Here is a 12332-nt window from a genome sequence, read left to right as displayed (position 1 = left end):
AGCCGGAGGATCGATGTACACTGGTCACCATGCCCGCCTGCGTCCGCTCCAGCCCGCCTTCATCATGGCCGCGACCGGCGAGACCGTCACCTATCGCGAGTTGGAGGCGCGCAGCAACCGCCTGGCGCATCTGTTCCGCAAGCACGGCTTGAAGCGGCTCGACCATTATTCGATCTTCATGGAGAACAATTCCCGCTATCTCGAGGCCTGCGACGCCGGCGAGCGGTCCGGGCTGTACTACACCTGCATCAACTCCTTCCTGACGCCGGGCGAGCTCGCCTATCTCCTCGTCAACAGCCAGTCCAAGATCCTGATCACCTCCGTGGCGAAGCTCGACATCGCGCGCGAGGCGATCAAGGCCTGCCCTGATATCAAGCTCTGTATCGTCGCCGACGGCCCCGGCGAGAGCGACCGCATCGTCGGCCTTGCCGAGGTGACCGCCGATCTGCCGAAGACGCCGATCGCGGATGAATGGCTCGGCACCGCGATGCTCTACTCGTCGGGCACGACGGGACGACCCAAGGGCATCCTGCGGCCGCTGCCGGAGGAGCCGCCGAAGCACAATCTGCCGCTGTTCGATTTCCTGACGAAGCTCTGGCACTACCGCGAGGGCATGGTCTATCTGTCGCCGGCGCCGCTCTATCATTCCGCGCCGCAGGCCGCCGTGAACCTCACGATCCGCATGGGCGGCACCGTCATCATCATGGAGACGTTCGATCCCGAGCGCTATCTCCAGCTCGTCGAGCGGTGGGGCATCACGCACACCCAGCTGGTGCCGACGATGTTCTCGCGCATGCTGAAGCTGCCGGAGGAGGTGCGAAAGCGCCACGACCTGTCCTCGCTCGAAATCGCGATCCATGCTGCGGCGCCCTGCCCGGCCCTCGTCAAGGACGACGTCATCAAATGGTGGGGGCCGATCATCCACGAATATTACGGCGCGACCGAGGGCCTCGGCTTCACCGCCTGCGACAGCCCGGCCAGGTGTGGTTCAAGACCGCCTCGCCCTTCGAATATTTCAACGATCCGGAGAAGACCAGGGAGGCGCGCTCCGCCGACGGCAGCATGAGCACGGTCGGCGACGTCGGCTATGTCGATGCCGATCGCTTCCTCTACCTCACCGACCGCGCCACCTTCATGATCATCTCGGGCGGCGTGAACATCTATCCGCAGGAATGCGAAAATCTGCTGATCACCCATCCGAAGGTCGCCGATGCCGCCGTGTTCGGCGTGCCCAATCCCGATCTCGGCGAAGAGGTGAAGGCGGTGGTGCAGCCGATGCCGGGCGTGGCGCCGGGCGAGGCGCTTGCCGAGGAGCTGATCGCCTTCTGCGGGGCGTCGCTGTCGCGGCAGAAGGTGCCGCGCTCGGTCGATTTCGAGAAGGAACTGCCGCGCCTGCCGACGGGCAAGCTGTACAAGCGGTTGCTGCGCGACCGGTACTGGGGGAACAAGACGTCGCGGATTGTGTGAGGCGCTTCACGTTGCGTGCAGCGCCGAGATTCGCGCGAGCGCGCTCCGCCAAACTCGGCGTCGTCCTGGCGAAAGCCAGGACCCATTACCCCAGGGAGAAGTTGCGGCGCGACCTGATAACCGCGAGTCATCGCCAAACCCAATCCTGTGGTAATGGGTCCTGGATCAGCGCTCGCTTCGCTCCCTTGTCCAGGACGACGCCGGGGAGGAACATCTCTCACATTATGAGACAAGGACCCCTGCGGCCTTCCGTCATCCGAATTGTCGAGAGCGCCGCCACCCTTGCCGGTTGCCTCGCTGCGCGGGCGTCGCTATCGTCGCTTCAAACAGGCCGCAAAAGGCTGTTGTCCAGGGAGGACGAGGATGCGGAGCGTGCGGACGCTCGCCGCGACGGCGGCGCTATCTTTGCTGGCGTTTTCGACCATCGCATCGGCCGGCGGGCCCAAACAGGGCGGAATTCTGCGGATGTATCACCGCGACAGCCCCGGCAACGCCTCGATCCATGAAGGCGCGACCTACTCGCTCAACGTTCCCTTCATGCCCGTGTTCAGCAACCTCGTCATCTACAAGCAGGACGTGGCGCAGAACAGCATGGATACCATCGTGCCGGAGCTCGCGGAGAGCTGGGCCTGGGTGAACGACAACAAGACCCTGACCTTCAAGCTGCGTCAGGGCATCAAATGGCACGACGGCAAGCCGTTCACCTCGGCGGACGTGAAGTGCACCTTCGACATGCTGATGGGCAAGTCGCAGCAGAAGTTCCGGCAGAATCCCCGAAAATCCTGGTACGACCAGGTCAACGACATTTCGACCAACGGCGATCTCGAGGTCTCGTTCAACCTGAAGCGGCCGCAGCCGTCACTGCTGGCGCTGCTCGCCTCGGGCTATACGCCCGTGTACCCGTGTCACGTCTCGCCCGGTGACATGCGCACGCATCCGATCGGAACCGGCCCGTTCAAATTCGTCGAGTTCAAGGCCAATGAATCGATCAAGCTGACCCGCAATCCCGACTATTGGCGCGAGGGCCGGCCCTATCTCGACGGCATCGAGTTCACCATCATCCCGAACCGCTCGACGGCGATTCTCGCTTTCGTAGCCGGCAAGTTCGACATGACATTCCCGACGCACATCACCATCCCGCTGCTGAAGGATGTGAAATCCCAGGCAGCTAATGCCGTTTGCAAGGTCGAGCCTACCAATGTCTCGACCAACATCGTCGTCAATTCGACCGCGCCGCCGTTCGACAATATCGACATCCGCCGCGCCATGGCGATGGCGCTCGACCGCAAGGCCTTCGTCTCGATCATGTTCGAGGGCCAGGGCGATGTCGGCGGCACCATGCTGCCGCCGCCGAACGGGCTATGGGGCATGCCGAAGGAGATGCTCGAGAGCATTCCGGGCTATGGCCCCGACGTGAACGCCAACCGCGAGGAGGCGCGCAAGCTGATGCAGAAGGCGGGCTACGGTCCGGACAAGCATCTCGCGGTCAAGGTCTCGACCCGCAACCTTGCCGAATATCGCGATCCCGCGGTGATCCTGATCGACCAGCTCAAGAGCATCTATATCGACGGCGAGCTCGACGTCGTCGAAACGGCCAACTGGTTCCCGAAAGTCGCGCGCAAGGACTACATGCTCGGCCTCAACCTGACCGGCAACGCGGTCGACGATCCCGACCAGTCGTTCTACGAGAACTATTCCTGCGGTTCCGAGCGGAACTACACCAACTATTGCAACAAGGACATCGAAAAGCTGTTCGACGTGCAGTCGCAGGAAACCGACATCGCCAAACGCAAGAAGCTGGTGTGGGACATCGACAAGAAGTTGCAGGAGGACGTCGCGCGCCCGATCATCTTCCACGCGCGCGCGGGCACCTGCTGGCAGCCCTATGTCAAGGGCGTGACCGTGATGTCGAACAGCTCCTATAATGGGTACCGGTACGAAGACGTTTGGATGGACAAGTAGCGCGCTAACGGTTCGACGGGAGGGCGCGGGATGTTTGCCTATCTGGTGCGGCGCCTGTTTCTGATGCTCGTGACCCTGTTCGGGATCTCGGTCGTCATCTTCTTCCTGCTGCGCATCGTGCCCGGCAACATCGTCGACATCCTGTTTGCCGCGGCCGGCTACGTCGATCCCGCCGACAAGGCCAACCTGGAGAAGGAGCTCGGCATCGACCAGCCGCTGGTGGTGCAATATTGGCACTGGATCAGCGGCTTCCTGCGCGGCGATTTTGGCTACTCCTATGTCTCCGAGAAGCCGGCGCTTCAGGAGATCCTGCCGCGGATCCCGATCACGGCGCGGCTCGCCGGCCTGGCGCTGCTGTTTTCGGCGTCCATCGGCATTCCCCTGGGCGTCATCAGCGCGGTGAAGCAGGGAACGCGGCTCGACTACGCGCTGCGGGTCGTGAGTCTTTCCGGCCTGTCGCTGCCGTCATTCTGGCTGGGGCTGCTGGTCCTCACGGCGTCGGTGGCGATGTTCGGCCAGATGCCGCTCTTCAATCCGAACCCCCAGAGTTTTGGCGAGGCGGTCGCAACCTATTGCATCCCGGCAATGGTGGTCGGGTTCCGCAGTTCGGCACTGACCATGCGCATCACCCGCTCCTCGATGCTGGAGGTGCTGCGCCAGGATTACATCCGCACCGCGCGCGCCAAGGGCGCATCCGAGGCCGCGGTGAACTACCAGCATGCGCTGAAGAACGCGATCCTGCCCGTCATCACCGTAATCGGAATCGAGGCGGCGTTCCTGATCGGCGGGCTGATCGTCACCGAGACCGTGTTCAACATCCCCGGCGTCGCACGCTTCCTGGTCGAGGCGATCCGCTGGCGCGATTATCCGATCGTGCAGAACCTCGTGATGCTGATCGCCGTCGTGGTGGTGAGCGCGAATTTCATCGTCGACATGCTGTATGCGGTGTTCGACCCGCGTATCCGGTACACGGACTGACGAAATGAGTTCAACTTTCACCGCGTTTGCGCCTCCTTTCACCTCTCCCCGCTTGCGGGGAGAGGTCGAATCTGCGCAACGCGCAAATTCGGGTGAGGGGGAGCTTCCGCGAACTCAGCTCTCACCTCCCCCGTGGAGAGCCCCCCTCACCCCAACCCTCTCCCCGCAGGCGGGGAGAGGGGGAAGATAGAGCTTGCATGGCCACTGTCGACTATGATCTCGAACTCAGACGCGCCGGCGTGCATGCGACCGGGGGCTGGCGGCGCGTGCTGTTTCTGGCGCAGCGGCACGTGCTGGGCGCTGCGGGCCTCGTCATCATGACGGCGTTCGTCCTCACGGCGATCTTCGCCGATTTCATCGCACGCTATGATCCGCTGACGATCGACTCCGCCCGTGCGCTGGCCCGCCCGAGCCTGGCGCACTGGATGGGCACGGATTCCTTCGGCCGCGACGTCTTCAGCCGCATCATCCATGGTGCACGCATCTCGCTTGCCGTCGGCATCGGCTCGACCGCGCTCGGCGGCACGATCGGCGTCATCGTCGGACTGACGTCCGGTTATCTCTCCGGCTGGGTCGATCTGGTGTTCCAGCGTGTCTCTGACGTCCTCCAGGCGCTTCCATTGCTGGTCCTGGCACTGATCATGACCGCCGCACTTGGTCCGTCCTTGCCGAACGTCATCATCGCCATCGCCATTCCGCTGATCCCGACCGTGTCGCGCGTCATTCGCGCCAACACGCTGGCGCTGCGCGAACTGCCCTTTATCGAATCCGCCAAGTCGATCGGCATGAGCGAGGTGCGCATCGCGCTCCGCCATGTGCTGCCGAACACGCTGGCGCCGCTGATCGTGCTTGCCACCGCGCAGCTCGGCTCGACCATTCTCACCGAGGCCTCGCTCTCCTTCCTCGGCCTCGGCATCCCCGAGCCCTATCCGTCCTGGGGCCGTATGCTGTCGGAATCCGCGGCCGAATATGCCCGCACCGCGCCGTGGCTGGTGATCTTCCCGGGCATCGCCATCAGCCTCGCCGTGTTCGGCGCCAACCTGTTCGGCGACGCGCTGCGCGACATTCTCGATCCGAGGCAGCGCAGTTGATGGCTGACAAATCCGATCTCGTGCTCGAAGTGAAGAACCTGAAGACGGTGTTCTTCACGAACTCCGGTCTCTTCAAGGCCGTCGACGACGTCTCTTTCACGGTAAAGCGCGGTGAGACGCTGGCGATCGTCGGCGAGTCCGGCTGCGGCAAGAGCGTCACTGCGCTGTCGCTGATGCGGCTGGTGCCCGATCCTCCCGGCCGCATCGTCGGCGGCGCCGTCACGCTCGAAGGCACCGACCTGCTGGCGCTGAATGAAGCACAGATGCGCGCTGTCAGGGGTAACCGCATCTCCATGATCTTCCAGGAGCCGATGACGTCGCTCAATCCCGTCATGCGGATCGGCGACCAGATCGTCGAAGCCGTGCGGCTGCACCGGGTGATGTCGGCCAAAGAAGCCTGGAACATCGCAGTCGAGATGCTGCGGCTGGTACGGATTCCGGAACCGGCACGGCGCGCGCGGGAATATCCGCACCAATTGTCCGGCGGCATGCGCCAGCGCGCGATGATCGCGATGGCGCTGGCCTGCCGGCCCGCGCTGCTGATCGCGGACGAGCCGACCACCGCGCTGGATGTCACCATCCAGGCGCAGATCCTGGCGCTGATCCTCGACCTCCAGAAGGAGCTCGGCACCGGGCTCGTGCTCATCACGCATGATCTCGGCGTCGTCGCGCAGACCGCGCAGCGCGTGATCGTGATGTATGCGGGCCGGAAGGTCGAGGAAGCCAGCGTCGAGGCGTTGTTCGCCGATCCCAGACACCCCTATACGCGCGGGCTGATGGCCTCGATTCCGTCGGTGCCGGCGTTCGGCGCCGCGACGCAGGCGCGGCTCAACGAAATTCCCGGCACCGTCCCATCGCTGGTGCGGCTGCCGGCCGGCTGCGCTTTCGCGCCGCGCTGCAAGCTCGCGGTGAAGCGCTGCCAGGACGAATATCCGCCGCTCATGGATTGGGGCGGCGGCCATCTCGCCGCCTGCTGGCGCGCGGCTGACGTCGCGGAGGTCGCATGACCGAAGCGCTGCTCGAGATCACCGACCTCAAGAAGCATTACCCGGTGCGCGCCGGCGTGTTGCGCCGGCAGGTCGGCACCGTGCACGCGGTGGACGGCGTCTCGTTCACGGTTGGTGTCGGCGAAACACTGGGGCTGGTCGGCGAATCCGGCTGCGGCAAGTCGACGGTGGCGCGCAGCGTGCTGCGGCTGGTCGAACCGACCTCCGGACAGATCCGTCTCGAGGGCGAGGACATCACGCATCTTTCCAAGGCGGCGCTGCGCCCGCACCGCCGCTCGATGCAGATCGTGTTCCAGGACCCGTTCGCCTCGCTCAATCCGCGCATGACCGCGGGCGACATCGTCGGCGAACCGCTGGCCGTGCATGGCCTTGCGACCGGCAAGGCGCTGGAGACGCGAGTCTCGAAGCTGTTCGAGCAGGTGGGCCTGCGGCCCGACCAGATGCGCAATTTCCCGCATCAATTCTCCGGCGGCCAGCGCCAGCGCATCTGCATCGCACGGGCGCTGGCGCTGGGGCCGCGCCTGATCGTCTGCGACGAGCCGGTCTCCGCGCTCGACGTCTCGATCCAGGCGCAGGTGATCAATCTGCTGATCGATCTCCAGCGCCAGCACGGCTTCTCCTACCTCTTCATCGCGCACGACCTCGCCGTGGTCGCCCATATCAGCCACCGCGTCGCCGTGATGTATCTCGGCCGCATTGTCGAGATCGCCGGCAAGGACGAGCTGTTCAAGAATCCGCGACATCCCTACACGCAGGCCCTGCTCGCCTCCGTGCCGGTTGCCAACCCGCTCGCGAAGAAGCTCGCGCCGCTGGTCGATGGCGACGTGCCGAGCCCGGTCAATCCGCCATCAGGCTGCGCGTTCCACACCCGCTGCCGCTTTGCGATGGAGCGGTGCAAGATTGAGCGGCCGACGCTGATGGACGCGGGCGCCGGACATCAGGTGGCGTGTTTGCTCAATGAGGGGACGGGGCGAGCCCCATAACGTCGTCCTGGCGAAAGCCAGGACCCATTACCCGAGGGAGAAGTTACGGCGCGAGCTGGTAACCCCGAGTCTCCGCCAAACCACTCCCTGTGGTAATGGGTCCCGGCCTTCGCCGGGACGACGAGCGGAGTTTGAGGCAACACTATCTCCACATCGTCATTGCGAGCCAACGGGTCCGCGCAAAGCGCGGCCCGATGACAAGGCTCCGCGAAGCAATCCAGACTATCGCCGCGGAGAGATTCCTGGATTGCTTCGCTGCGCTCGCAATGACGAACTTGCCGCGCTACCCCACCCCAATCTCCGCCACGATCCGTCCCGTCGTCACCTGCTCGCCTTCGGCAACGTCGATCGCGGCGACGACGCCGTCGATGCCAGCCTTGTGGATATGCTCCATCTTCATCGCTTCCAGCGTCAGCACCGGCTGGCCGGCTGCGACGCGGTCGCCGGGCTTGACCAGCACGGCGACGACGCGGCCGTTCATGGCGGCGCGAACCTTGCCGTCGCCGCCGTTGCCTGCAGCGGCCTTCGGCGCGGCGAGGGTGAGATCAGTCACCGCGAGCGGGATGCCGCAGTGCTGGAGATAGAGCCGGTCACCCTCGCGCAGGAATTTGGCGCTGTCCATCACGCCATCGTGGCGGAAGCGGATGGCGTCGGGATCGAGCTGCTCGATCTCGAACCTGTCCTGGCGGCCGTCGATGGCGACGGTGTAGCCGCCGTCGCGCTCGCGGGTGACTTCGAGCTCGTGCGTCCGACCGGCGATCTCGATTTTCGCGGGCAGAGGAAACGTTGCCGACAGGCTCCGCCCCCCTCTCCATGACGGCGCGCGCGGATTTGTGACGTAGAGCAGCAGGCCCGCCAGCACTGTGTCGAACGCCGCGTCCGCCGGCTGCGCCAGCAGCTCGTCGCGATGCGCGCCGATGAACGCCGTCGTCGCCTCGCCCCTGGCAAAGCCGGAGTGACGCAGGCACGCCATCAGGAAAGCCTGGTTGGTGGTCACGCCGAAAGCGGTGAGCTGCTCCAGGCCGACGATCAGCCATCCCCTCGCCTCCTCGCGCGTGGCACCATGACTGACCACCTTGGCGATCATCGAATCGTAGAACGGCGGGATCTCCGCGCCCGATTGCAGCGCATGCTCGACGCGGATGCTGTCAGGCACCTGCCAGCGCGCCATGCGGCCGGACTGCGGCATGAAATCCTGCGCGGCATCTTCCGAGCACAGCCGGACCTCGATGGCATGGCCTGTGAAGCGGATATCCTGCTGCTTCACCGGCAATTGCTCGCCGCGCGCGACGCGCAGCTGCAACTCGACGAGATCAAGCCCGGTGATGGCTTCGGTCACGGGGTGCTCGACCTGGAGGCGCGTGTTCATCTCCATGAAGTAGAATTCGCCGCTCGCATCGAGCAGGAACTCCAGCGTGCCGGCGCCCTCGTAACGCAATGCCTTCACCGCGGCGACTGCGACCTCGCCCATTTTCGTGCGCAGTTCAGGTGTCACCGCGGGCGACGGCGCCTCCTCGATCAGCTTCTGGTGCCGGCGCTGCACCGAGCAGTCACGCTCGCCGAGGTGGATGGCGTTGCCGTGGCTGTCGCCGAACACCTGGATTTCGATGTGCCGGGGATTTTGGATCGCGCGTTCGAGGATGACCGTGGGATCGCCGAACGCAGCCTTCGCCTCCGACCGTGCGCTGCGTAGCGCATCCGGGAACGACGCCGCATCGGTCACGAGCCGCATGCCGCGGCCGCCGCCGCCGGCGACCGCCTTGATCATCACGGGGAAGCCGATCTTCCTGGCTTCCGCGAGCATGACCTCGTCGCTCTGCTCAAGGCCCTGATAGCCGGGCACGCAGGGCACACCGGCCTTCCGCATGATCTCCTTGGCGCCGGCCTTGTTGCCCATCGCCTCGATCGCCTGGGGCGACGGGCCGATGAAGACGAGACCCGCCTCCTTGCAGGCCTGCGCGAAGTCCTCATTCTCGGCGAGGAAACCGTAGCCGGGGTGGACGGCATCCGCGCCGCCGGCTTTCGCCGCGGCAATGATCGCGGGGATGTTGAGATAGGATTGCGCCGGCAAGGCTTCGCCGATGCGCACGGCCTGATCGGCCTGCCGCACATGCAGCGCATCGCGATCGGCGTCGGAATAGACTGCCACGACGCCGAGGCCGAGCTTTCGCGCGCTGCGCATCACCCGCAGCGCGATCTCGCCGCGGTTGGCGATCAGGACCTTGAAGAACGGCCGGTGCTGCACTGATCCGTTCCTCATGGCCGGGCCACCGAAAACTGCATGCGCTGGGGCGTGCGTGCGTCGCCCTCGCGGCAGATCGCGAGCACCTCCGACAGCACCGCACGGGTGTCGCGCGGATCGATCACGCCGTCGTCGAGCACGCGCGCGCTGGTCGAGAACACGTCCATCTGGCCGTCGAACACGCCGACGATCTGCGCCTTCATGGCGTCCAGCTTGTCCTTCTCGATCGGCTTGCCGCGGCGCGCGGCGGCGGCTTCCGTCACGATGGCCATGGTCTCGGCGGCCTGCTCGCCGCCCATCACCGCGGTCTTGGCGTTGGGCCAGGAGAAGCAGAAGCGCGGATGGAAGCCGCGCCCGCACATGCCGTAATTGCCGGCGCCGAACGAGGCGCCGCAGTAGATGGTGATCTGCGGCACGGTCGCCGACGTCACCGCCTGGATCATCTTCGAGCCGTGCTTGATCATGCCGGCTTCTTCATAGGCCTTGCCGACCATGTAGCCGGTGGTGTTGTTGAGATAGAGCAGCGGCGTGCGGGTCTGGCAGCAGGCCTGGATGAAATGCGTCGCCTTGTTGGCGCCGGCTGGATCGAGCGGGCCGTTGTTGGTGATGATGCCGATCGCCTGCCCCTCGATGCGGGCATGGCCGCAAACGGTGGCCGGGCCGTAATTCGGCGCCATCTCGGTGAAGTCGGAATCATCGATGATACGCGCGATCACCTGCTTCATATCCACGGGGCGCTTGTGGTCCATCGGCATGATGCCGAGCAGCTCGTCCTGGTCGTAGCGCGGCGGCTTGAATTGAAGAGCCGCCGTGCCCGGCCGCTCCCACTCCAGCGCCGCCATGATCTCGCGTGCGATGCGCAGCGCGTCGCGATCATCCTCGGCGAGGTAATCACCGAGGCCGGAGATCTGGGTGTGCATCTCGGCGCCGCCGAGCTCTTCCTCGGTCGCGATCTCGCCGGTTGCGGCTTTCAGCAGCGGCGGCCCGGCGAGAAAGGCACGGGTGCGGCCGCGCACCATGACGATGTAGTCGGACAGGCCCGTTTGATAGGCACCGCCCGCGGTGGACGAGCCGTGCGTGACGGTCACGACCGGCAGTCCCGCCGCCGAGAGCCGTGCGAGATTGCGAAAGATGTTGCCGCCGCGGACGAAATCCTCGACGCGGTAGCGCAACAGGTTGGCGCCGGCGCTTTCGACCAGCTGCACGTAAGGCAGCTTGTTCTCCAGCGCGAGCTCCTGCACCCGCAGCGTCTTGTCGAGGCCGAAAGGCTGCAGCGCGCCGGCGTCGATGCCGGAATCGCTGGCGCTGACCATGCAGCGGATGCCCGAGACGAAGCCGATGCCGGCGATGACGCCGCCGCCGGGTACGCTCTTGTTCGCGTCCGGCACGTCGAACATGTAGCCGGCGAGCGTCGACAGCTCGATAAATGGCGCGCCGGGATCGAGCACCAGCGCCACGCGTTCGCGCGGCAGTAGTTGGCCACGCTTGTGGAAACGATCCTTTGCCGCGGCCGACGCCGCCCGCGTGCGCTCTTCCAGCGCGCGCATGCGGTCGATCAAACCCAGCATGCCGTCGCGATTGGCGTGGTAGGCGGCGCCGCCGGGGGAAATGGTGTTTTCGAGAATGGACACAGTTTACTCCGTCATTCCGGGGCGATGCGCAGCATCGAACCCGGAATCTCGAGGTTCCGGGTTCGCGCTACGCGCGCCCCGGAACGACAATCAGCGATTCGTCCCAAAAATCTTCCGCGCCTCGGCGGGGCTTGCGATCTCGCGGCCGGCGCGGCGGGCACAGGCGGCGACGGCTTCGATCAGCTGGCCGTTCGACGTCACCTTCGTGCCATCGGCGAGATAGAAGGTGTCTTCGAGACCGGTACGCAGATGGCCGCCGAGCTCGGCGCAGCGCTGGTGCAGCGGCCAGATCTCCTCGCGTCCGATCGCCGTGACCTGCCAATGCGCTTCGGGGCGCTTCAGCTTGATCAGGATCGGCAGCAGGTCGGGATCCGACGGCATGCCGGACGCGACGCCCATCACGAAGTTATATTCGAGCGGACCCTTGTACATGCCGACCTGAGTGTACATGCCGACGCAGCGCACGATGCCGACGTCGAAGCACTCGAATTCGGGGATGGTGCCGACCGCGTTCATGACGTCGAGATAGTCCTTCACCTTCTCGACGGCGTTGTCGAACATCATCGGCGGCCAGGCCCAGCTATTGTCGGCCTTCACTTTCAGATAATTCAGCGAGCCGGCGTTGCAGGCGGCGATCTCCGGCTTCGTCTCACGGATGCAGTCGAGCGCGCCGCTGTAGTTCGGCCCCGACACGCCCGAGGTGTGGTTGATGATCACACCCGGGCAAGCCTCTCGGATCGCCTGCTGGATCTCCTTGCTGACGCCGACCTCCCAGGACGGCAGATGCCCCTTGTTGGGCGCCTGCTGGCGCAGATGGATGTGCATGATGCTGGCGCCGGCGTCGAACGCAGCCTTGGCCTCGCGTGCCATCTGCTCGGGCGTCACAGGCACGTTGTGCTGCCTGGGGTCGGTGAGCACGCCGTTCAGCGCGCAGGTGATGACGGCCTTGTCGCTCATGCCTTGACGCTCAT

Annotated in this window: 8 protein-coding genes and 1 pseudogene; 6 read left to right on the top strand and 3 right to left on the bottom strand. The window is 65.2% G+C overall.

The features are described 5' to 3' along the window. Positions 1–13: 13 nt before the first annotated feature. The 6 genes and pseudogenes from BM118_RS14620 (at position 14) to BM118_RS14595 (ending at position 7488) form a co-directional block, all read left to right on the top strand. Positions 14–1467: pseudogene (locus BM118_RS14620) on the top strand (AMP-binding protein). 363 nt (positions 1468–1830) lie between these two features. Next, positions 1831–3429, top strand: coding sequence for an ABC transporter substrate-binding protein (locus BM118_RS14615; protein ID WP_092186269.1), 1599 nt, complete (start codon positions 1831–1833; stop codon positions 3427–3429). A gap of 30 nt (positions 3430–3459) precedes the next feature. Beyond that, complete coding sequence (locus BM118_RS14610) at positions 3460–4407, top strand: ABC transporter permease (protein WP_092186268.1); 948 nt, start codon at positions 3460–3462, stop codon at positions 4405–4407. Between the two features lie 197 nt (positions 4408–4604). Beyond that, complete coding sequence (locus BM118_RS14605) at positions 4605–5498, top strand: ABC transporter permease (RefSeq protein ID WP_177234323.1); 894 nt, start codon at positions 4605–4607, stop codon at positions 5496–5498. After that, positions 5498–6505, top strand: coding sequence for an ABC transporter ATP-binding protein (locus BM118_RS14600; protein WP_092186266.1), 1008 nt, complete (start codon positions 5498–5500; stop codon positions 6503–6505). Before BM118_RS14605 ends, BM118_RS14600 begins: the two co-directional genes overlap by 1 nt. Next, positions 6502–7488: an ABC transporter ATP-binding protein gene (locus tag BM118_RS14595; protein ID WP_092186265.1), complete on the top strand. Its 987-nt coding sequence runs from the start codon at positions 6502–6504 to the stop codon at positions 7486–7488. The genes BM118_RS14600 and BM118_RS14595 overlap by 4 nt, the downstream gene beginning before the upstream one ends. A 283-nt stretch (positions 7489–7771) precedes the next feature. On the opposite strand, the gene BM118_RS14590 is transcribed toward BM118_RS14595, so the two are convergent. The 3 genes from BM118_RS14590 to BM118_RS14580 form a co-directional block, all read right to left on the bottom strand. Next, positions 7772–9748 (bottom strand): acetyl-CoA carboxylase biotin carboxylase subunit, encoded by a 1977-nt coding sequence (locus BM118_RS14590; protein WP_092186264.1) that lies wholly within the window; start codon positions 9746–9748, stop codon positions 7772–7774. Beyond that, on the bottom strand, positions 9745–11361 hold the full coding sequence (locus BM118_RS14585; RefSeq protein WP_092186263.1) for an acyl-CoA carboxylase subunit beta: 1617 nt from the start codon (positions 11359–11361) through the stop codon (positions 9745–9747). Before BM118_RS14585 ends, BM118_RS14590 begins: the two co-directional genes overlap by 4 nt. A 90-nt stretch (positions 11362–11451) precedes the next feature. Next, positions 11452–12318: a beta-keto acid cleavage family enzyme gene (locus BM118_RS14580; RefSeq protein WP_092186262.1), complete on the bottom strand. Its 867-nt coding sequence runs from the start codon at positions 12316–12318 to the stop codon at positions 11452–11454. Between the last annotated feature and the right edge of the window lie 14 nt (positions 12319–12332).

It is taken from the genome of Bradyrhizobium sp. cf659 (assembly GCF_900113725.1).
In the GTDB taxonomy this organism is placed as follows: Bacteria; Pseudomonadota; Alphaproteobacteria; order Rhizobiales; family Xanthobacteraceae; genus Bradyrhizobium.
This window is presented reverse-complemented; position numbering and strand designations above follow the sequence as displayed.